Genomic DNA, 21,651 nt, shown 5'->3' on the forward strand with positions numbered 1-21,651 from the left:
ATTTCTGCCAAGGGCTCTTTCTCGAAACAACAAAAAAACAGAGCAATTCGCTCCGCTTTTTACTCAAAATTACTTATCATTTAATCCCTTTCCCTCCAGGATATGCTGTGTATATTTCTCCACTCTGGACAGTCGGGTTTTGGGTTGCTTGGCCTGGGAGAAATAAAGCACATAGGCTCGTTGGCGTCCCGGGGTCAGGTCTTGAAAAGCTGTCTTCAAGTCAGGATTTTCATCGAATTTCAATTGAAGTTCTTCTGGGATGGTGAATTCTTTACTCTCTTTAAAGTCAACTGACAAACCGGCTTTTTCTACCTCAATCGCTTGTTGAATATACTCTTTTATGAAGGGCTCCAATTCAGCTATCTCTTGCACATTTGTGAAACGAATCTGCCGTGCTGCCTGGACATTTTCTGTTTGCTGTATGAGAATCCCATGGGGATCCTGCAGAAGGGCCCCTTTATGAAACAGTAGGGCACAATATTCCTTAAATCCGTGAATTAACACGACGTTTTTGCCCTCAAACGTATAACAAGGGTGCATCCATTTAAAATCTTCGGCCAACTCTTCACAACTAAGAACGATACTTCTCAGCTTCTCAAATTCTTCCTTCCACTTTTTCGATCGACTAAAAAATGCTTCAACCTTGGGATTTGTCATTAAGAAACACTCCTCTTCCATTTATCGATTGCAGTCAGTATGAATCCTATCCGATTGGTGTCAAATTTATAATGTGACAAAAATTGGTGTCCTGTCAACCAGACCATGGTTGGTATATTCCCCTGAAAATAAATTAAATATTTTAAATAATTAATCAATTTATATACATACTGAAGTTTTTAATATATAATCAATGGAAATTACGGTTGTTAATATAAATATGCATTTTATTTAACAAACGATTAAACAGAAACTTAATAATTAGCGATTGTTATTGTTTCTGGAAGAATGATATTACATTCTGTTAGGAGGTGAAAAAACTAATTAACGTTCTAGCGATTATTACCTGTTACCTCACACCCAGACTCCGCAGAAGCTAGTCACTAGTGAAAAGGAGGAAGATCAATGAGGAATGAATTACATATGGAAATGGCTCCAGCGAAGCCTGTATCACTCAAGAAGAAAATAGGTATGGTTGGTCCAGGGCTGATCACAGCTGCTACAGGTGTAGGAGCAGGTGATTTAGTAGCTGCCTTGGTTGCCGGTGCTGCATTTGGCATGACCTTTGTTTGGGCCATCGTTTTAGGAGCCGTTTTTAAGTATTTTATAAATGAAAGTATGGGCCGCTTCCAATTGGCTACAGGCAAAACAATCTTGGAAGGATGGCATTCCTTAGGACGTTGGATCACAGGCTATTTTGGAATATATTCTGTTATTTTTGGATTTGTCTATGGTGCAGCAATCGCTTCGTCCTGTGCGCTGGCGATGACTGCCATGTTTCCGGTACTTCCTTTATGGGCATGGGCTATTATCCACTCTATTGTAGGATATGTGCTCGTTTTGTTTGGAAGATACTCTTTTTTCGAACGGATCATGACTGTCCTGGTAGGGGTTATGTTTGTGACGGTTGTTGGAACTGCAGCAATGACTGCCCCTAACTTGCTGAATATCGCCTCAGGTGTCGTGCCTCAAGTTCCTGAGGGTTCACTGTTTAACGTGCTTGGACTTATTGGGGGAGTGGGCGGTACAATATCTATGGTCTCTTACGGCTATTGGCTGAAAGAGAAGGGATGGAGCGGGAAATCCTGGATCCCGTCTATGAGAATAGATTCCAAAGTGGCTTATACCGTAACAACAATCTTCTCATTATCGGTTCTCGTCATCGGGGCTCAATTTTTATATGGTACTGAGATCAAACTAAATGGAGAACAAGGGCTGATTCAACTTTCCAATCTGCTGGGTGAAGACATGGGCTCAGGCGTACGCTGGTTATTTTTAATCGGTTTCTGGTCGGCTTCTTTCACTTCATTACTGGGACCATGGAACGGCTTGCCTTATTTGTTTGCCGATTTTGTACGAACGGTTAAAAGGGATAAAAAGTCAACGGTCTCACTTCATAAAACAAAATCCTATAAATTCTACTTGTTCTTGCTGACTTTTCCATCGATGCTTCTCCTTTTTATTGGGGAACCGGTAGCCATCATTATTGGATACGGGGTGCTTGGAGCCACGTTTATGCCGTTTTTGGTTATATCCTTGTTTATTTTGCTTAATTCCAAGTGTCTAGAGAAAGATTACAGAAACAATTGGGTGAGCAATACAGTGTTCATATTATGCATAGGGTTATTTTTATTTCTTGCTTATACTCAGTTATCGGATATGTTCTAGTCATGTGAAAAGTATAAAAACAAGCCATTCTCTCATAAAGAGAATGGCTTGTTTTTACTTTTCTGATATAACATTAAGAATATAAAATCCTCATCAAAATATCCTGTGGGTAATCACCGAGCATGTTTCCGAACAGGTTGATTCCGCCGATGTGGGTTGCGTCTGATTTGATGCCCACTCGGAAGTTCAAGTACTTTTGTTTATCGACCAGAACGTCCTTTAATGTCATATCGGATACCCTCACTTCGTCCAGAAAGCTTCCTTCCCAGTTGATTTTCCACGTTTTCAGGAGTCCGTATTGAGTGTGCCCATCGGTTGGGAACCAAACCGGATTCAGTATTCCTTTTCTTTCCCCGAAATCTCCAGGGCATGTCCAGGTGCAGATTTCCTTGTTGTTTACCCAGATGGTGATATCAGAAGGCCACTCATGATTGTATTGGGGGGCTTCTGAACAGAGCTCCATGGAAAATTGCACCGATTGAATGTTTGCCTTTGGAGGCAGCTGCAACGGAAACCGGTAGTCCACATACCCTTTTCGAAACCAGATCAGCTGAGCGTTCACCCGTTCTGGATGATAAAAAAGCTCGGGTTCATCAAAAGGATCGAGCACCCCATTTTTTGTAATGATGCCGCAGGTGGGTGAGATGTCCGAATCGGTATAATGTCCGATCGGCATCTCAAGTTCATAGACATTTTCCTTGATCTCGTAATCGAAGTTCATTCTGAGGTCCATGTGAATATCATCAAATACCCTTGAGCATACTTTCATGGTTCCTCTCGTTGCCGGAAGCACTTCTGTATAGATGATTCCTGCTTTTTCCAAAACACGGACGTTTAGAGCAATGGTGGAGACCGCCAAATTCAGTTCTTCGGCGATTTCATTCACATTCATTTTTTTTTGATTTAATAATTTTAGAATATCAATTCTAACTTTGGATGATAGCGCATGAGCGACTTTAATCAGTGTATCGGATTCGTCAATGGTTAGCTCCAGCAATGTAATGCAACCCCTATCTGTTTGGTTATGAACACGTTCACTTATGGGTCAATCATAAAATATAAATACGATTGTACAAAGACAATTTTAGGGTTTAAACAATAAATTACCAACTAAAAAAGATATTGACTTATCAAAAGGAAAGGTTTATCTTAACAATTAATACAGATATTATGTTTCAAACAATATATTTGTATTGATTGAATGTAAAATAACAAATAGGATCTGCAGCCAAGATTTGCGCTATAAATTATCAGAATATTAGGAAAAGGAGGTAAAGTTACGGAGTAAATGAAAAGCTGTTTTTTAGTATTACAGTTATGTAAGCGCTTTAATAAAAAGATAAGGGGAGATCAATATGAATAAGAAAGTAAGAGTAATCGTCAGCGGTTTCGTTTTACTTGTATTACTGCTTTCCTTAGGAGCGTGCAGTTCGAAGTCTTCATCGGGTTCAGCCGGAGGGAAGAATGAGATTGTTTTCTGGAATCCGTTCACAGGGCCTGACGGAAAAAACATGAAGGCGATGGTTGATGCCTATAACAAAACCAATCCAAAATATAAAGTGAAGAACATCTCACTGGCAGAAGGCGATATGTATGCCAAAATTCCAACGGTGGTTAACTCCAAAAGAAACATTCCAGATTTGAACATTGTTCATGCGGAACGGATCAAGCAATTCGTGGACAAGGACATGCTCATTCCGATGGATGATTACCTTTCCAAGTATCCGGAGATTAAAGCGGAAAACTATATTAAAGCAGGCTGGGATATTGGAAGCCTGGATAATAAGCGATATAGTGTTCCGTTGGATGTACATAGCTTTGTCATGTACTACAACAAAGATCTGGTAAAAAAATATGTACCGAATGCTCTGGACGACAACATCGTAACCTACGATGAGATCAAGGCAGCGGGTGCGAAAGCGAAAAAGGACAAAATTATTGCCATGCCGGTCACCTGGATGAAGCCAACCTTCCTTTCGGTGTACAGCCAAATGGGTGGCAGCATCACGAGCGATGGCACACAGCCAACTTTGGACACGGACAAAGCAGCCGACACCCTCAAGCTTTACAATGACATGGTCAAATCGGGCATTACCAATAAAGACGGCCAGGATGCCGGGCAGACCTTCAAGTCTGGAAAATCCATTTTTTATGCGGAAGGCATCTGGATGCAAAATGACGTGAAATCCGCCAAGAATCTCAATTGGGGCATGACCAACTTCCCGCAGCTGAGCGATGACAAGAATAAGATGGTGAACTGGAGCTCTTCCCATCAGTTTGTGCTTTTGAAAAATCCTGAACGTGACAAAAAGAAAACAGAAGGTGTCATGAAGTTCATTGACTGGGTGAAGGATAATTCACTTCCATGGGCGGAAGCGGGACAAAACCCTGCGGCACTGGCAACGCTCGATAACCCGGATTATCAAAAAATGCCGCAGTCGTTCCTGGTGAAGGATGCGACAGAGCAGAAGTCACTCAAAATCTTTGATTACAAATACAACGGCTATGTTTCTGAACAGCTGGATAAGATCGGCAATGATACAGTCTTCGGAAAACTTGATATTCATAAAGCATTAAAAGGTGCGCAAAAAACAGTAGAAGACAAGATTGCCCAGGACAAGTAACCAGCCGGGTCTCTGCGAGGGGGCGATAGGGAGGTCCTTCTATCGCCCTCTACTAAACGAGAACAGGAGAGAAAATATGGATGTGAAACTAACAGAAAACAAGAGAGTCGACGTTCTGTCACCCGTCAGCCTGAAGCCGCGCCGAAAAGGATTCAACGTGATGCCGGCGGTTTTCATTGGCCCGCACCTGTTGCTGTTTGCACTATTCTTTCTGATTCCGATCTTTTTTGGCGTGTATATATCGTTTACGAATTGGGACTTGATCAACACTCCCGAGTTTGTCGGGCTGGATAACTATAAGGAAATCCTCTTTCACAAGGAATCCACCTTTTACACCCAGCTGCATACAGGGCTTGGGAACACGTTCAAATTTGTGATTTTTACCGTCCCGGCGTGTATCATCATTCCTTTACTGCTGGCATCAGCCCTTCATGTGAAGCCGAAAGGAAGTAAGTGGTTTCAAGCCATTTTTTACTTGCCTGTCTTGTTCTCCATTTCAGCAGTCATGATCATCTGGTCCATGATGTTTAACGTCTCGTTTGGACCGATCAATCATTATTTTTCATCTGCACCTAACTGGCTGGGCACACAGCCGTATGCCTGGATCGCGCTCGTGGTCGTTACGGTCTGGTGGGGAATTGGGGGAAATATGATCATCTACCAGGCCGCACTGAATGGGGTATCCAAAGATTATTATGAAGCAGCTTCCCTCGATGGAGCAGGCAGGATTCAAAAGTTCTTTCACATCACCTTACCAAGCATCAAGAATCAGCTCCTGTTCACCGTGGTCATCACCACAATCGCACAGTTTAACATTTACGGACAGGCGCTTATGCTGACAAAGGGCGGACCTTCCAGCTCAACAACAGTACTCCTCATGTACATCCAGCAGAATGCGTTTGGCTCCGGCCAATCGATTGCTGGAATCGGTTCGGCCATGGCAGTCATTCTCGGGCTCTGTATCATGGTGGTCTCAATCATTCAATTCTTCTTATTGAGAGAAAAGAAGTAGGAGGCGGAACAGCTTGAAAAAATTGAACATCTCCACCCTTATTTCCTTCATATTTTTGCTTTGCATGACCTTAATCTGGATCTTTCCTCTGGCCTGGGCATTTTTTTCATCCTTTAAAGATGAAGTCGATATCCAAACATATGGCTTTAGTATGCTTCCCGTTCATTGGGTCATTACCAACTATCAGGACCTTCTTTTTGATAATTCAAGTACACCTGTCGCCAAGTGGTTCATGAATTCGATGATTATTTCAGTAACACAGACGGTTATGGTTCTTGTGGTGGTATCCATGGCTGCCTACGGTTATACCCGGCTGCGGTTTAAAGGAAGGGACTGGCTGTTTTCCTTCCTGCTGGCATCCATGATGTTTCCGGCGGTCGTGAACCTGATCCCGCTCTATAAGATCATTGATACACTCGGATGGGTCAACACGTATTGGGCGGCTATTGTACCGGGAGCGGCAGCGGTCTTCAACGTTTTTCTCGTTCGTCAATTCATGATCGGCATTCCATTGGAGCTGGATGAGTCGGCCCGGATCGACGGTGCCAATGATTTTCAAATTTATACGAAGGTGACCCTGCCGCTCATCAAACCGGTTCTGACGGTTGTTGCGTTGTTCACTTTTACGAGTTCATGGAACGACTTTTTATGGCCATCTATCGTGTTCAATGATATTGACCGGATGCCGATTACACCGGGCTTGCAGCTTCTGCAGGGAATGTATGTCACCGATATCGGGCACGCGATGTCAGCCGCACTCATCGCCATCGTGCCGACGTTTATCCTGTATCTCTTTACACAGCGTTATTTCCTGCAGTCCATGTCACTATCATCTGGTGTAAAAGGATAGGAGGGAGCCGCATTGAATCGAAAGCTGGAACGCAAGCTCGTCGTCATTGGGGCCAGTTGGCAGATTCTCTCGGGTCTGCTTACCATTTTTGCCTATGGATCGTATATCAAATCAAAGGGAAGCAGCATTCATGACACAAGCTTTGCGCAAATGAAAGCCATTCAGTCCTTATTTGGAAGTTTATATAGCTTTACTGTCACCTTTGGTATGCTTTTCGTGATCCTGGGAATCGTCAATCTGTATCTTGTCCGGTCCCTGAAGGATGACAAAGTGGAGGTCAAACGCTCGGTCTGGTTTCTGGTGCTGGGTGTCTCATCCTACTTTCTGATGGACTTTATCGGTGCCGTCCTATTTCTCTCAGCGGGAATATTGGCACTCGCTAAAAACAAAACCATTTCCAGGCTGAATCTCTCCTCCAAACCCTATTAAATAATCAAGGAGCTGTTATCAATGGAAGCTACTGTACGAAAGGAATATCCACGTCCTCAATTTCAACGAAACGATTGGCTGAATCTCAACGGAGAATGGAACTTTCAATTCGACCATCAAAATGCAGGTGAAAAAGAAGGATGGTACAAGAAAACTGATCTTAACCAGAACATTATCGTGCCTTTTACATATGAAACGAAGGCGAGCGGCATTCATGAGGAAACGTTTTGTCCTTATGTCTGGTACCAAAAGTCGGTTGATGTACCCAAGGAATTTGCCGGTGAGCGTGTTATCCTGCATTTTCAAGGCGCGGACTATGTGACGAAGGTGTGGGTAAACGGCATTTTTGCCGGTGAGCATCAAGGGGGGTATACAGCCTTTTCGTTTGATATCACGAACTATATTAATGAAGAAAAAGAAAACAATTTAGTGGTAAAAATAGAAGACAGCCTGAGTGAACATCAGCCGAGAGGAAAGCAGCGGTGGATCGATAAAAATTTCGGTTGCTGGTACGTACAGACCACAGGGATCTGGCAAACTGTCTGGCTCGAATTTTTACATGAAACTCATATCCACTCTGTCAAAACGACGCCGGATGTAGATAACGAATCAGTGGAGTTCGAGTATAAGCTGGTTCATGTCGGCCAGCAGCAAAATTTAACCTTAAAAACGGCGATTACATTTGATGGGCAGCTGGTTAAAGATTTCAGTTTGCAGGTTGACCGTGAGCAGGCCAGTATGAAAGTGAGTCTCGCCAGTGAAATCCATGAATGGAAAGTGATGCAGTGGAGCCCAGAGCATCCGCACCTGTATGATGTGGAATTCACTCTTTATGATGAGGGTCAGGAGCTCGACCGGGTACAGTCCTATTTCGGCATGCGAAAGATATCCATTCAAAACGGGAACATCCTTTTGAACAATGTTCCAATCTATCAAAAGCTGCTTCTGGATCAGGGGTACTGGGAAGAATCCCATTTAACTCCGCCGTCGGAGGAAGCAATCATACTGGACATCGAAAAAACACTCGAAATGGGCTTCAATGGTGTAAGGAAACACATGAAAGTGGAAGACCAGCGCTTTCTTTACTGGGCGGACAAAAAGGGCTTGCTTGTTTGGTCAGAAATGGCCGCCAGCTATGCATTCTCGGATGATGCGGTTCAGCAATTTACCGAAGAATGGCTTGAAGTGGTTCGGCAGCAGTACAATCATCCGAGCATTATTACATGGACCCCGTTCAATGAATCTTGGGGCGTAAAGAACATTTTTATCAATGAGAAGCAGCAAAAGTTTACTGAAGGCATCTACCATCTTACGAAAGCGATCGACAGCATGCGGCCGGTCATCGTGAATGATGGCTGGGAGCATACGGTGTCTGACATCATCACCCTTCATGATTATGTGGAGTACGGAGACGAGTTCCTTAATCGTTATCGGGACAAAGAAAAGGTGGTGGGAAATGATATCGCTTTTAATAAATTCAAGCATGCCATGGCCCAAGGATACGAATATACGGGACAGCCGATCATTATCAGTGAATACGGCGGAATTGCCTTCACTTCCGAAGACGGCTGGGGTTATGGAGACCAGGTGAAGAACGAGAAAGAGTTCCTTGACCGCTATGCGTCTATAACAGAGGCCATCATGAGCCTGGATTATATATGCGGATTCTGCTACACCCAGATCACGGATGTCCAACAGGAAGTGAACGGGCTGCTGACAGAAGATCGAAAACCGAAAGTGGACTTGTCCAAGATTAACGAGATTAATAGAAACAAGCCAGTATCAGTATAAAAAGATGCACCTCCTTCATTTTAGGAGGTGCATTTCTTATCTCTGGCTAAACGCGATCTTAAGCCCGATCAACGTAAACAAACTTCCTTGAATGAAATTAATCTTGCTCGATACTCTCGGATTTTTTCGTATATAGCTTCCGGCTTTTTCAGCAAAGATGCTGATCAGCGTGAAAAGCAGCAGGGCCTGAAGCAGGAAAAGAATCCCGTAAATGAGCATTTGCAGTGACACATGTCCGCTGTGGTAATTGACAAATTGCGGCAGGAAGGCAAGGAAGAACAAGGACACTTTAGGGTTTAACAGGTTCATGATGATGCCTCGTTTGTACAGGGCTGAATAATTCAGCGAATCTGCACCGGCCAGATTAAACTGGCTGTCTTTTTCTCGAAACGACTTATAGGCCAGGAACAATAAATAGGCAGCTCCTGCATATTTTATGATCGAGAAAACAACCGAAGACTGATAGATGACGGCGGATAAACCAGCGGTAACCGCACTAATATGTACAACGAGACCGGTGCAAAGACCAAGAGCGGTGCTGATGCCGGCTTTTTTACCTTTGGCTATGCTTTGAGCCAAAACAAATAAATTATCAGGCCCGGGCATAATCGTCAGTACGATGGCCGCGGCCAAAAACGATAGTATGGATACTACCTCCATTAGATGTCCCTCCAGAATAAATTTTTACTAGTTTACCATATAAAAAGAAAATTTTTATGGTGCATTTTTCACTATTTTTCTAGTATTTTGATTAAACTCTGCCAAAAGTTACCGATATGAAGGGGAGAATCAGATTTATTGGCTGATTCAAGACTACATAGGCAGAGGAGAATGAAATGAAGAAATTAGTCATCCCGGGTTTTTGTTTTGCCGTGCTTTCTACCACAGCCTTATATCAGGCAATCGAGGCGGATCCCGCATCGGCCCAAGAACTTAAGAAGAAGGTCGTGAATGTCCAGTCAGGTTCAAGCTTGAACATTCGCAAAAATGCCAACACCAGCTCCCCCATCATCGGAAAATTGGTGAAAGGTGTGAAGGTAACCGTTTATTCTGAATCAAAAGGATGGTCCAAGCTTAAGGCAGGGAGCGGTTATGGCTATGTCAGCTCCAAGTATTTGATCACCTCGGCTACCACCGCCGCAAAAGTTAAAACCACCACCAAGTACGTTAAGGTAAGTGAAGGTTCTTTGAATTTACGTAAGAGCGCATCCGCAGGGGCGTCTGTCATAGCCAAATTGGCAAGAGGGACACAGGTGACGGTATATTCCGAAACAGGTGGCTGGGCCAAGATTAACGCAAACGGCAAGAATGGCTATGTAAGCTCAAAGTATCTATCATCTTCCAAACCATCGAACACAGTTTCAAAGGGTTCAACAAGCAAACCTGCAGCAGTCTCCTCATCCAAAACCACAACCAAATATGTAAAAGTCAGCGGAGCATTAAATTTACGCAAAGCTGCCACGACCAATTCGGCAGTAATCAAAACACTGAAAAACGGACTAACCGTCACTGTTTATTCCGAGTCCAAAGGGTGGGCAAAGATAAAAGCTTCCGGCAGCACCGGTTTTGTGAGTACAAAATACCTTACTGCAACAAAGCCAGGGAGTACAGCAAAACCAACACCTGCAGATGAACCAAAAATGACAAAAAAGTATGTAAAGGTGAGCGGTGCCCTAAATTTACGTAAAGACGCGACGACGAAATCAGCAGTAATCAAAACGCTTAAAGACGGAGAAGAAGTCACCGTTTATTCGGAGTCCAGCGGCTGGGCAAAGATAAAAGTGGGCAGCAGCACAGGTTATGTGAGTACGAAATATCTCACTGCAGCTAAGCCTGATAGTACGTCAAAGCCAAAACCAGTTCCTGAACCGAAAACCACGACAAAGTATGTAAAGGTGAGCGGTGCCCTAAATCTACGTAAAGACGCGACGACGAAATCAGCAGTAATCAAAACGCTTAAAGACGGAGAAAAAGTCACCGTTTATTCGGAGTCCAGCGGCTGGGCGAAGATAAAAGTGGGCAGCAGCACTGGTTATGTGAGCACGAAATATCTCACTGCGGCTAAGCCTGGTAGTACGTCAAAGCCAAAACCAGTTCCTGAACCGAAAACCACGACAAAGTATGTAAAGGTAAGCGGCGCCCTAAATTTGCGTAAAGACATGACGACGAAATCAGCGGTCATTAAAACCTTGAAAGATGGAGCAGAGGTGACCGTCTATTCGGAAATGAATGGCTGGGCTAAGGTGAAAGCCGGCAGCAGTACGGGATATGTGAGCACGAAATATCTCACTTCGACCAAGCCAGGCACTCCTAAACCGTCACCAGCTCCAAAACCTTCTGAACCTGAAACGGCCGTTCGGTTTGTCGATGTGGATGCTTCTTCAAGTCTCAACGTGCGATCAGGTCCTGGGACAACGTTTGCAGTCGTTACAAAGCTGGCAAGAGACACAGCGGTGACGCTCCTCTCCCAATCTGGCAGCTGGTCTAAAATATCAGCCAACGGCAAAACGGGATACGTCAGTACCTCTTACCTGAAGGAAAAGCTAGGTTCCCCCGATGGCATAGCGGTTTCTGAGACGGGGCAAAAATATAATCTTACGCTCGACGACATGGTGAAGCTTCAGATGGGTGCTTCTCCACAAACCGACCAAAAATACAAAAGCTATATCCGTGAGGACGCAATTCGAATGACAAGCTCGATTTATGGCACGGTCCTTGGAGATTGGAACATTCGCGGAGGAGCTGGAACGAACTACTGGAAAATCACTACAGTGAGAAGGGGAGAACAGTTAAAGGTTCTTTCCCGGGTGAAAGGTTCGGATGGCCATATTTGGTATCAGGTGGAAATCAAGGATACCTGGGTAAATGCCAGTCCTGAGGATGTAAAGTATTATCTGGATCCGAACAACTTTAAGGACGATCCTGTAAAATCCTATCAATTTGTGAAACTGTCTCAAACCGCCAACTTGAACGCGGCAGAAGTCAACCAGCGCATTCTTTCCGGTAAAGGAATTCTGGAAGGCAAGGCTTCTTCTTTTATTAAGGCAGGAAATCTTTACGGCGTGAATGACATCTATTTGATTTCGCATGCGTTGCTTGAAACAGGCAATGGACGGTCACAGCTGGCCACAGGTGTCCAATATAACGGAAGAATCGTGTATAACATGTACGGGATCGGGGCCAATGATGGCAACGCAGTGCAAAACGGTGCAGCCTACGCATATAATGCAGGCTGGTTTACTCCGGAGGATGCGATTGTCGGTGGGGCGCGCTTTATTGCCATGGGCTACATCAACAAAAAGCAGGATACCATTTATAAGATGCGGTGGAATCCATCGGCTGCTGAAGCACTGGGCTATCCATCCCATCAATACGCCACAGATATTGGCTGGGCTTCCAAACAGGTAAGACAGATTTATAACCTGTACAGTCTGTTGAACAATTACAGCATCAATCTGGAGATCCCGGTTTATAAAACAAAATAGCAAGTAAGTTTTGAGGCGTATCGCAAAAGCGGCGCCTCTTTTTTTATATAGATTTTCTTTCCTTCCAAGGATTATAATGGATGAACTATGGGAGTCGGGAGGAAAGAAAATGGAGCATGAATTAAAAGAAAACATCAGGAAGTCCGATCTTGCCATCAAACAGGAGGGTGCGGTTCTAGTGGTTAAACCGGGAATGGTGGCAAAGGGGAAGGAAGAAATCAAAAAAGCGTTCATCGCCATTGCTGCTTATTTCAAAAATAATATCGAACCCACACAGGGGGAGATGGTGATTTTGGAATCAGGGGACACCGCGCTCGTTCTTTCCCAAAGATGCTCGTCTCGGATAAAGAAGAAATCACTTATTCCATGGAGCGAAAAGCGACCTATGTGTTTCGTAAAAATGCACAGGGTAAATAACTCGTATGGGACTAAATTGATCGGAACTGATAAAATATGAAGATTACGTCAAGGGAGTTTTCGGTCCGAGGGTTTACGTACATCATCCGATCCGCTGAGGAATACGATGCCAGAAGCTTATCAGAAGTAAGGCTGCAAATCGATGGTGAAACCGAGAACATGGACCGGGAACAAGGGGAAGGATACATTGATGAGGTGGGTTTTCGGTCGATCATACAGAAGGATACTGAAGTGCTCAATCATTTGTTTTTGGTGGCAGAAGCGGATGGAAGAATCGCTGGATTTTCCAGATGTGAAGGGAGCCCTTTACGGCGGCTTTCTCATAAAGTGGAGTTCGGTGTTTGTGTTTTAAAAGAGTATTGGGGATACGGAATCGGTAAGATGCTCCTGCAGGAATCGATCGGCTGGGCTGATGCACAGGATATCAAAAAAATTTCGCTCTCCGTTTTGGAAACGAACGTTAAAGCAATAGCAATTTATGAAAAAGCGGGATTTGAAACTGAAGGGGTCTTGAAAAACGATAAGCGCTTATCCGACGGAAACTATTACAATACAGTTCTTATGGCGAAACTATTAAATCATTAAAAGGGGGGTTACAGCATAACCATTTACCTAAGGAGATTCAAACTTTAAAAGAAATGGAGTCCTTTGTAGAAGCTGCACTGGATAATAGAGAAAATGGAACCGGGATTTCCGTTTCTTATTACACTTCGCAAGAATGATAGAATCATAGGTTCCACACGCATTAGACTGTTTGCTAATCCTCCTTTTTTTCAGGGGGATTGGCGGTTATATAAAAGAAAGGGAAAACGAATTTTTTTAAATGACCAAAATAAAATGACGATGATATATACTGATGTAAGATTCCTGACAGGTGGTGTTTGAGTGGAGAAGAAAAAGGTTGGATTGATATTTGGAGGAAAGTCTGCAGAGCATGAGGTTTCCTTACAGTCTGCGAAGAATGTGCTCGAAGCGATCGATCAAGATAAATATGAGGTCACGTTAATCGGTATTGATAAAGAAGGAAGATGGCATTTAAATAATGCTTCTCAATTTCTGCTCAACGCAGACGATGCGAAGTTAATTGAACTAAATAAAACCAATGATGGCATTGCAGTAGTTCCTGGAGAAAACGAGAATCAGTTACTGAGTTTAAATACAACAAAAAGTTTGAGCCAACTTGATGTTGTATTTCCTATCCTTCACGGGACGTTAGGAGAAGATGGAAGCATTCAGGGGATGCTCCGGATGGCGAACATCCCTTTTGTTGGATCCAATATTCTCGGCTCTGCGGTTTGTATGGATAAAGACATAGCGAAACGGCTGCTAAAAGATGCCGGGTTAAAGGTCGCTAAGTCACATACGTATACACGGGCGACGAAAGGCAAAATAAGCTTTGATGAAGTAGTAAAAGATTTAGGATTGCCGTTATTTATAAAGCCTTCCAACCAAGGTTCCTCAGTGGGGGTAAGTAAGGTGCAGTCACAGGAAGAATTTACACATGCAGTGGAAGAGGCGTTTCGTTTCGACCATAAGATATTGATTGAAGAAGGGATCAATGGTAGAGAAATCGAGTGTTCGGTGCTTGGGAATGAAGATCCTTCGGCTTCTGTGCCCGGAGAAATTGTTTCAAGCGGAGAGTTCTATTCGTATGAGGCTAAATATATCGATGAAAACGGAGCGGTATTGGAAATTCCGGCAAAGCTGAGTGAACCGTTAACAGCAAAGATCCAAGAGACAGCCATTCAAGCCTTTCAGGCCTTAAACTGTGAGGGCTTCGCAAGAGTGGATTTTTTCGTCAATGAACAAGATATCATCATTAATGAAGTAAACACGATCCCCGGCTTTACGAAAATAAGCATGTATCCCAAGCTATGGGAAATGAGCGGCATTCCGTACAGTGAGCTCATCGACAAATTGATCGCCCTGGCGATTGAAAGACACGAAAAAGACGCGCTGCTAAGGAATTCTGTGAACTGAGTATTTCCAATGATCAGAGGGTGCCCGAAAGGCTGGGAAGATACGTGAAAGAACGCTCGTGAAACTATAAATATACAAAAAAACAAAGCGCTCGCTGCACACGACCGCTTTGTTTTTTTCTACTCATATCTAAAAGCTTGAATGGGATCAAGCCTGGATGCTTTATTGGCTGGGAACACACCGAAAACAACTCCAACGAATAAAGAGAATACCAATGACATGACAATAACAGGTATGGAGTAGGAAACTGCTGTTCCTGTCGCCAAAGTAAAGAGATGGGCGCTTATGACACCAAGACCCACTCTAGCATCATGTTCATAATGCCGGTCCCTCTAATCATTACAATATTTTAATAATTCAATAAATTACTTTCTGCACAGTCTTGTTAGAGTTATTAGTTAAGATTATAATAAATAAAAAACTTAGTTTGTTTACTGACTAAATTTTGAAGGCGTTTTAACTTTTGGCAAGTCTGATGATGTTCTATTGGTTGACCACTATTTAATAAGAGAGGTTATTATGGACTTTAATTTTCATGTACCAACAATGGTTCGAACGGAGAGGGGATTGGCTAAACGGATTGGTGGATTTCTTCAATTATTGGGATTTAAAAAGGTATTTCTTGTAACGGATAGGGGTGTGAAAGATGCCGGAATTCTTCAAGCGATAGAACGTTCACTGCAAGAATCCTCTATTTCATTTGAAATCTATGATGAAGTTGTAGCTAATCCCAGTTGTGAAAATATTATGGATGGTGTTAAAAAATTAAAGGTTTTTGATCCGGATAGTGTATTGGCAGTGGGCGGCGGGAGCAGTATAGATGCAGCAAAAGGAATTGCTGTAATGGCTAATAATCCAGGAGAAATTATTGATTACGAGGGAGTTGGAAAGATACCAAATCAGGGACTTCCCCTTATAGCTGTGCCGACCACTTCAGGAACTGGAAGTGAAGTCACTTCCTCAACCATTGTTACTAATACTAAGACTCAATTTAAAGCAGCAGTAATCAGTCCGTTTCTTTATCCAAACTATGCAATTCTGGACGCCGAACTTACTGTTGGTTTACCGATGGAGGTAACAGCTGCAACCGGAATGGATGCATTGACGCATGCCATTGAGTCATACACATCTAAAACGTCAAATCCTGCCAGTGAGGCTTTAGCTCTCTATGCAATTCGAATGATTAGAGAAAACATTGAAAAAGCTTATTTTATAGCTACAGATATTCAAAGCAGAGAAAATATGCTGGTGGCTTCAATGCTTGCGGGAGCTGCTTTCTCTCAGTCTCGTTTAGGGAATGTTCATGCGATTTCACATACTTTTAGCGGTGTATTTAATGTACCACATGGAATTGCTAATGCTACCCTGTTACCTTTTGTAATGAAATTCAATTTACCAGCATGCCCTGACAAAATGGCAGATATTGCAAAGGCATTAGGTGAAAATACAGATAAGATACCGGTTAAAGATGCGGCAGAACTAGCCATTCAGGCTATTATAAAATTAAATAACACATTAAATATTCCTTCAAATATAAAAGACCTTGACGTATCTTTAGATGTGTTGCCAAAACTGGTTGAAGATTCAATGAGAAGCGGAAATGTTTTAATAAATCCAAGATTGACCAGCAGCAAAGATATAAAAGAAATAATTGAAAGCGCTTATCACGGAATCCTTTAATATTTAATGTTCAAACAATCATTTACGATTGGAGGATAAGACGAACCTCATAGCCTGGGTTCGTTTTTGTATTCCTCAGACTTTTGGCTGAGAATAAGGAAGGTGTAATAATAGGTGCTGAGCAGTGAACGAAGACTATTCTTATGAAAGGGGGATTTCCTTTTTTAAAATCATCAACACGGTTTTAATTTTAAGATTGAAAACTATTGCTAACTTTTAAATATATAAAAGATAAGAGCAACAGAGTATAAAGTTTTTACGGGGTCAAAGAGATAGTCAGGTTCTTAGATGCAAAACACATACATATTGAGGTGATATGGCATGGAGAGAGTTATTAGCTTTAAGGATGTATCATGGAGAAGAGATGGCCAAAATATACTGAGTGAGATTAATTGGGAAGTAAAAACAAATGAACATTGGGCCATTTTAGGGTTAAACGGTTCTGGAAAAACATCATTATTAAATATTGTGACAGGCTATCATTTTTCCACGACGGGAAATGTTACCGTACTGGGGAATGAGTTTGGGAAGACCAACCTGCCTAATCTGCGAAAGAAAATAGGGTATGTGAGCAGTTCGTTAGAGAAATTTTCCCAGCTGTTAGAGCAGGAAACTGTGGAAGAAGTTGTGGTGAGTGGTAAATTTGCTTCCTTTGGTATATATGAAGAAGTTACGGATGAAGACTGGAAAAAAGCTGATTCATTACTTACTGCACTGCGTTTAGATTATATAAATGGAAAAACCTTCAACAAATTATCACAAGGAGAAAAACGAAGAGTACTCATTGCCCGTGCGCTAATGTGTGACCCTCAAATTCTCATACTCGATGAACCGTGTACAGGATTAGATGTGTTTTCACGTGAAGAAGTGCTGGGTGTAATGAATGACATTGTCCAAAAACACTGCCATTTGCTTTATGTGACTCATCATATTGAGGAAATTTCTGATGTCATCACACATGTCTTATTACTCCGTGATGGGCAAATCGTTGCATCGGGGCCGAAGCAAGAAGTGTTAACAGGTGAATCCTTATCAGAAGCTTATAAAATGCCGGTAAATGTACATTGGGAGGAAGATCGTCCCTGGCTAACGATCCAGCAAAAGAAGTTTTCGCTTAGCTAAATGGTAACAAACACATAAAAATACTTTGAGAAGCACGTTCAAATCGAGCGTGCTTTTCTTTTTCACCGGGACAGCGATTGAATTTTTTTCTTTGTTTTGAAATAATTGGTATAAGATCAACGAGAAGAATGGAGTAAAAAAAATGAAAAGCAACCGGAAGTTGTTGATAGTAATATCAGGAGTCCTATAGGTTATACTGGCTGCTTGCAGTAACGGATCTGAAAAGTCTGATGCTAAATCCAACAGCCAGCTGTCAAATCATCAATCGATGAAAAATGATAATGGCGATTTGGCAAAAGACACATTTAAAAAAAATCATCTGAAAACACTGTTGAACCCAAAGATTCACAAAAAGATCCAGCAAAAGCTAGTGATAAGAACAAAGGTAACCAAAAGGATAAATACCTCAAGAAGTTAAATATCATGGAAGAAGCGGATTAGCCACAATCGTCCTAACCGCTTCACTTATTCGAAATATCCCGTTTTAAAAATTGCTTTAGATGGCCTGGCGGGAAACTCTGAGCCATTTCCATGTGCAATTTACCTTTTTGTGGAAATACGCAAGTGTGAATAGTAAAGTAATTAGGAAGCTGTATGCCATAAGTTGTTCCTGAGAGGAGTTGTAATTTCTGATGATTAAAAGAATCATTTTTATTTTGTTCTCAACTTTCGTCATAGGTGGGTGTACAAATGCTCCAAACCATTTACTTGATGGAAAAGAGAAAATATCAAAAGAGGCTGATCAACTCATTTCAGATTACATCATCCAAAAATACGAAAACATATATGCACCATCAAAAAAACAGTTTGAAGTCCATAGAATATACGGAACCAATGAAAAGCAGGGTACGATAACCGTTTATTTACACTCCTACCTTGGCAGTTTTACTAAAGAAACAGGTGATGAGGATCAAAGTGGTCATTCCGTACCAGCCTTAATTAAAATTAAAAAAGAAGGTTCCGTATATAAAGTGGTTGAATATAGGGAGCCAAGAGATGGGGATTATTATATATCCTCTTTAGAAAAAATGTTCCCTGAGAAGTATGTGAAAAAGGAAGAACAACCATCTGATGTGATCAATGATTTAGAAATTCAAATGGATAAGAAAGTACATAAGTGGTTAAAGCAAGAAGGGGGAGATTCAAGGTGAATATCCGAAAACTTAATAGAGATGAAAATGTTCCAATGGACTTGTTATTATTGGCTGATCCTTCAAAGGAAATCGTGGAGGGGTATGTCCATAGAGGTGAATGCTATGTTGCTGAACGTGAGCAGCAAATGGTTGGGGTGTATGTATTGCTTCCAACAAGGCCTGAGACTGTGGAGCTGGTAAATGTTGCAGTCCCAGAAGAACAGCAGGGAAGAGGTATGGGGAAACGATTAGTCATGCACGCAATAATGATAGCAAAAACCACAGGCTATAAAACCATTGAGATCGGTACAGGAAATTCAAGTATCGGGCAATTGGCTATCTACCAAAAATGCGGATTCAGGATTGTGGGGATAGATCGGGATTTTTTTGTAAAGCATTACTCAGAAGAAATTTTCGAAAACGGTATACAGTGCAGAGATATGATTCGTCTATCTCAAGACTTGGAATAATTTCTTTCCGATGTTATTTATAGTAGTTTTAAAAAAATAGAAAGAATGCAGCTGGTGATGTAAGGATGAAAAAAGGACCTAATTATTGTTTGTCTTGCGGTTGTTGCTGGGATATATGCTGGCGTGGGCAGGAATCTTTCCAACCATCCTCAGGCGCTCCAAAATGAGACCAGTACAACGGTTGTCACTGAAAACGAGTTACATGATAAGATTGAATGATACGAAAGCTCAAGATGCCATAAAAAAAGAATTTGATTCTCATATGTTTGATAGCGTAGGAGATGTTTTTAAAACCAGGGACAGTTTTGTTGAAGGCACCGGTGCGCTCGTGAATGACAAGGAAAAGCTATTTTATAATACAGGCTAAAGAGGGCGATGAAAAGAAAGCGGTTAGTTTTTTTCATGCAGCCATGGGCTATTTCAATAACATCAAACTGAAGGCCAAGTATCGTTGTGGATACGGTCATGCTCGTTGATCATGACTTGAATGTTGAAAAGCAAAGGGATACTCGTTTTAGCAATAGGAGGAACGATGGAAAGAAAAAAAATAAGAACGTTCTACAAAAATACCGATACACAGCCTTTTGTGTAGGGTTAGCTTATTTTATTGTAAGTTTTACCCCTCAGCAGTGGGCGATGTGGTGGTTAATGCTTCCTGTATTGTTCGTTGCATTTTATGCTGCAGGAAAATTCGAGAGATCAAGTATACCGGCCGGCATCAAAACGAAGATCTCCTATTCCTTGCTAATCGTGGGTTTTACCCTCTACAACACCTATAGAGGGTAAACATCAAAAAAACATCCCAAAAAGAGGATGTTTTTTTGATGATACTAAGCACCAATTCGCTGTGCGGTTATAAGAGCATTTCTTCTTATTACATAGGTCAGGGAAATCAAAAGATAAATCCCTAATGTCATGCCTGTAATAATAAGAGACGTTGTCATGATGATGCCAACCAGTATAGCCAAAAGAGCGATGATCGCCACCCATGTAGTATATGGAAACCATTTTACATAATAGCCGGAAGGCTTCGCTGTATCTTTGCGTGACTTCAAATGAGCAAACGCGATGATCAGCCAGATGAACAGCACCGTATAACCGAGGGATCCCATTAAATAATTGAAGGTCTTGCTGCCGGCAAAAATTGAGATCAAAACACCGGCATACAAGGAAGCCGTACACATCAAGATGGAATTTACAGGCACCTTTTTTGATGACAGCTGTGCAAAAATCTTTGGCACCCGCCCGTCAACGGCTTGAGTATAGAGAACACGGGAGGAACCATAAAGCCCTGAATTCATTGAGGAGATGATTGCAAGCAGGATAACGGCATTCATCACATGGTCAGCCCCTGGAATTCCGATTAATTTAAACACCATGACAAACGGACTTTCATTTACTCCGTTAACCTTATCCCAAGGAATAAGTCCTACAATGATAAAGAACGGAAAAATATAAAAGGCGATGATGCGCGTCAAGGTGCTGCGTACCGCTTGAGGCACGACCTTTTCCGGATGTTTGGTTTCGGCCAGGGTCACCCCGATGATCTCCGTTCCGCCATACGAGTAGATGACCACGAGCATGGCGGTGATCAAACCTGTTGATCCATTTGGAAAGAATCCGCCGTGTCCGGTTAAGTTGGAAAAGGAAGGCGCGGTATGATGCCCAAAGGATGCGAACAATAACAGAATTCCGGCAAGGATAAAGATGACTATGACGCTGATCTTGATTAAAGCAAGCCAGTATTCAGTTTCTGCGAAGATCTTGACAGATAACAAATTGACGACCGTAACGGCGACCGAAACAAGGAGAGCAAGTATCCAAATCGGTGTTTCAGAAAACCAATACTGAAGGAAAATTGCGGCCACGACCGCTTCAGCTGCAATATTGAGTACCCACATTTTCCAATAGATCCAATCCAAAAAGTAGGCCGGAAATACGCCGAGCACCGATTGAACCAGATCACGAAACGTACGGGCACCGCTGTTTTGCACCGCCATTTCAGCCAGTCCCTGCATAATGAATAAAAGAATAATGCCTCCGATTAAATAAGCCAATACCACAGCGGGGCCTGCCGTATCAATGGCGGCACTGCTGCCCTTAAATAATCCTGCTCCGATGCTGCCGCCTAATGCCATCATCATGATGTGGCGTGAAGTCATGGTGCGCTGCAAACTCTTGGTGTGTTTTTTCATCTCTCTTCCCTCTCTCTTTGCAATCTGAATCTTAACCAATTAAAAAAGGCTTATCGTCTCTTTTCTCATGGACTGAGAAAAGAGACGATAAGCCTTGGGCTGACCGCGGTACCACTCTTGTTGATTCTAAAAAAACAG

General features: G+C 42.4%; 18 protein-coding genes, 1 pseudogene and 1 other annotated feature (1 of these 20 only partly in view). Of the genes and pseudogenes, 15 read left to right on the top strand and 4 right to left on the bottom strand.

Annotated elements, in window-relative coordinates:
• Window positions 1-69: 69 nt before the first annotated feature.
• Complete coding sequence (locus tag BLT53_RS01845; protein WP_090232343.1) at window positions 70-657, bottom strand: YdeI/OmpD-associated family protein; 588 nt, start codon at window positions 655-657, stop codon at window positions 70-72.
• A 405-nt stretch (window positions 658-1,062) separates the two neighbouring features.
• Between BLT53_RS01845 and BLT53_RS01850 the strand changes: the two genes are divergently transcribed.
• Window positions 1,063-2,325 (top strand): Nramp family divalent metal transporter, encoded by a 1,263-nt coding sequence (locus tag BLT53_RS01850; RefSeq protein WP_244520331.1) that lies wholly within the window; start codon window positions 1,063-1,065, stop codon window positions 2,323-2,325.
• A 73-nt stretch (window positions 2,326-2,398) separates the two neighbouring features.
• Here BLT53_RS01850 and BLT53_RS01855 read toward each other — a convergent pair whose 3' ends face one another.
• Window positions 2,399-3,322: an ArsR/SmtB family transcription factor gene (locus tag BLT53_RS01855; protein ID WP_090232344.1), complete on the bottom strand. Its 924-nt coding sequence runs from the start codon at window positions 3,320-3,322 to the stop codon at window positions 2,399-2,401.
• A 358-nt stretch (window positions 3,323-3,680) separates the two neighbouring features.
• Here BLT53_RS01855 and BLT53_RS01860 point away from each other — a divergent pair, with 358 nt between their 5' ends.
• The 5 genes from BLT53_RS01860 to BLT53_RS01880 all read left to right on the top strand — a co-directional run bounded on the left by BLT53_RS01860 (window position 3,681) and on the right by BLT53_RS01880 (window position 9,031).
• Entirely contained in the window at window positions 3,681-4,949 is a 1,269-nt protein-coding gene (locus BLT53_RS01860; RefSeq protein WP_090232346.1) for an extracellular solute-binding protein, read from the top strand.
• Between the two features lie 160 nt (window positions 4,950-5,109).
• On the top strand, window positions 5,110-5,961 hold the full coding sequence (locus tag BLT53_RS01865; protein ID WP_170834386.1) for a carbohydrate ABC transporter permease: 852 nt from the start codon (window positions 5,110-5,112) through the stop codon (window positions 5,959-5,961).
• A gap of 13 nt (window positions 5,962-5,974) precedes the next feature.
• Entirely contained in the window at window positions 5,975-6,811 is an 837-nt protein-coding gene (locus tag BLT53_RS01870; protein ID WP_090232347.1) for a carbohydrate ABC transporter permease, read from the top strand.
• Window positions 6,812-6,823: 12 nt separating this feature from the next.
• A complete protein-coding gene (locus BLT53_RS01875) occupies window positions 6,824-7,240 on the top strand; it encodes a DUF4064 domain-containing protein (protein ID WP_090232348.1) in 417 nt (138 codons plus the stop codon).
• A gap of 21 nt (window positions 7,241-7,261) precedes the next feature.
• Window positions 7,262-9,031 (top strand): glycoside hydrolase family 2 protein, encoded by a 1,770-nt coding sequence (locus tag BLT53_RS01880; RefSeq protein WP_090232350.1) that lies wholly within the window; start codon window positions 7,262-7,264, stop codon window positions 9,029-9,031.
• Between the two features lie 36 nt (window positions 9,032-9,067).
• Here BLT53_RS01880 and BLT53_RS01885 read toward each other — a convergent pair whose 3' ends face one another.
• A complete protein-coding gene (locus BLT53_RS01885; protein WP_090232351.1) occupies window positions 9,068-9,691 on the bottom strand; it encodes a LysE family translocator in 624 nt (207 codons plus the stop codon).
• Window positions 9,692-9,867: 176 nt separating this feature from the next.
• On the opposite strand from BLT53_RS01885, the gene BLT53_RS01890 reads away from it, so the two are divergent.
• The 9 genes and pseudogenes from BLT53_RS01890 (at window position 9,868) to BLT53_RS01940 (ending at window position 19,685) form a co-directional block, all read left to right on the top strand.
• Window positions 9,868-12,516 carry an SH3 domain-containing protein gene (locus BLT53_RS01890; RefSeq protein WP_090232353.1) on the top strand — a complete coding sequence of 883 codons (2,649 nt, stop codon included), beginning with the start codon at window positions 9,868-9,870 and terminating at the stop codon, window positions 12,514-12,516.
• A 109-nt stretch (window positions 12,517-12,625) separates the two neighbouring features.
• A pseudogene (locus tag BLT53_RS01895) lies at window positions 12,626-12,973 on the top strand (YybH family protein).
• A complete protein-coding gene (locus tag BLT53_RS01900) occupies window positions 12,970-13,518 on the top strand; it encodes a GNAT family N-acetyltransferase (RefSeq protein WP_090232354.1) in 549 nt (182 codons plus the stop codon). Before BLT53_RS01895 ends, BLT53_RS01900 begins: the two are co-directional and overlap by 4 nt.
• A gap of 300 nt (window positions 13,519-13,818) precedes the next feature.
• Window positions 13,819-14,913, top strand: a complete 1,095-nt coding sequence (gene ddlA / locus BLT53_RS01910; protein ID WP_090232358.1) for a D-alanine--D-alanine ligase — start codon at window positions 13,819-13,821, stop codon at window positions 14,911-14,913.
• Window positions 14,914-15,459: 546 nt separating this feature from the next.
• Window positions 15,460-16,593: an iron-containing alcohol dehydrogenase gene (locus BLT53_RS01920; RefSeq protein WP_280138817.1), complete on the top strand. Its 1,134-nt coding sequence runs from the start codon at window positions 15,460-15,462 to the stop codon at window positions 16,591-16,593.
• 321 nt (window positions 16,594-16,914) lie between these two features.
• Window positions 16,915-17,715 carry an ABC transporter ATP-binding protein gene (locus BLT53_RS01925; RefSeq protein WP_090232359.1) on the top strand — a complete coding sequence of 267 codons (801 nt, stop codon included), beginning with the start codon at window positions 16,915-16,917 and terminating at the stop codon, window positions 17,713-17,715.
• A gap of 632 nt (window positions 17,716-18,347) precedes the next feature.
• Window positions 18,348-18,866: a hypothetical protein gene (locus BLT53_RS01930; RefSeq protein WP_090232362.1), complete on the top strand. Its 519-nt coding sequence runs from the start codon at window positions 18,348-18,350 to the stop codon at window positions 18,864-18,866.
• Complete coding sequence (locus BLT53_RS01935; RefSeq protein ID WP_090232364.1) at window positions 18,863-19,318, top strand: GNAT family N-acetyltransferase; 456 nt, start codon at window positions 18,863-18,865, stop codon at window positions 19,316-19,318. Before BLT53_RS01930 ends, BLT53_RS01935 begins: the two co-directional genes overlap by 4 nt.
• Before the next feature lie 163 nt (window positions 19,319-19,481).
• Window positions 19,482-19,685: a hypothetical protein gene (locus BLT53_RS01940; protein ID WP_139168356.1), complete on the top strand. Its 204-nt coding sequence runs from the start codon at window positions 19,482-19,484 to the stop codon at window positions 19,683-19,685.
• A 463-nt stretch (window positions 19,686-20,148) separates the two neighbouring features.
• Here BLT53_RS01940 and BLT53_RS01950 read toward each other — a convergent pair whose 3' ends face one another.
• Window positions 20,149-21,513: an amino acid permease gene (locus BLT53_RS01950; protein ID WP_090232368.1), complete on the bottom strand. Its 1,365-nt coding sequence runs from the start codon at window positions 21,511-21,513 to the stop codon at window positions 20,149-20,151.
• Between the two features lie 77 nt (window positions 21,514-21,590).
• Window positions 21,591-21,651 (bottom strand) — a binding site (T-box leader) (it continues 172 nt past the right edge of the window).

The organism is Fictibacillus solisalsi (genome assembly GCF_900103485.1).
GTDB classification, from domain to species: Bacteria; Bacillota; Bacilli; order Bacillales; family Fictibacillaceae; genus Fictibacillus_C; species Fictibacillus_C solisalsi.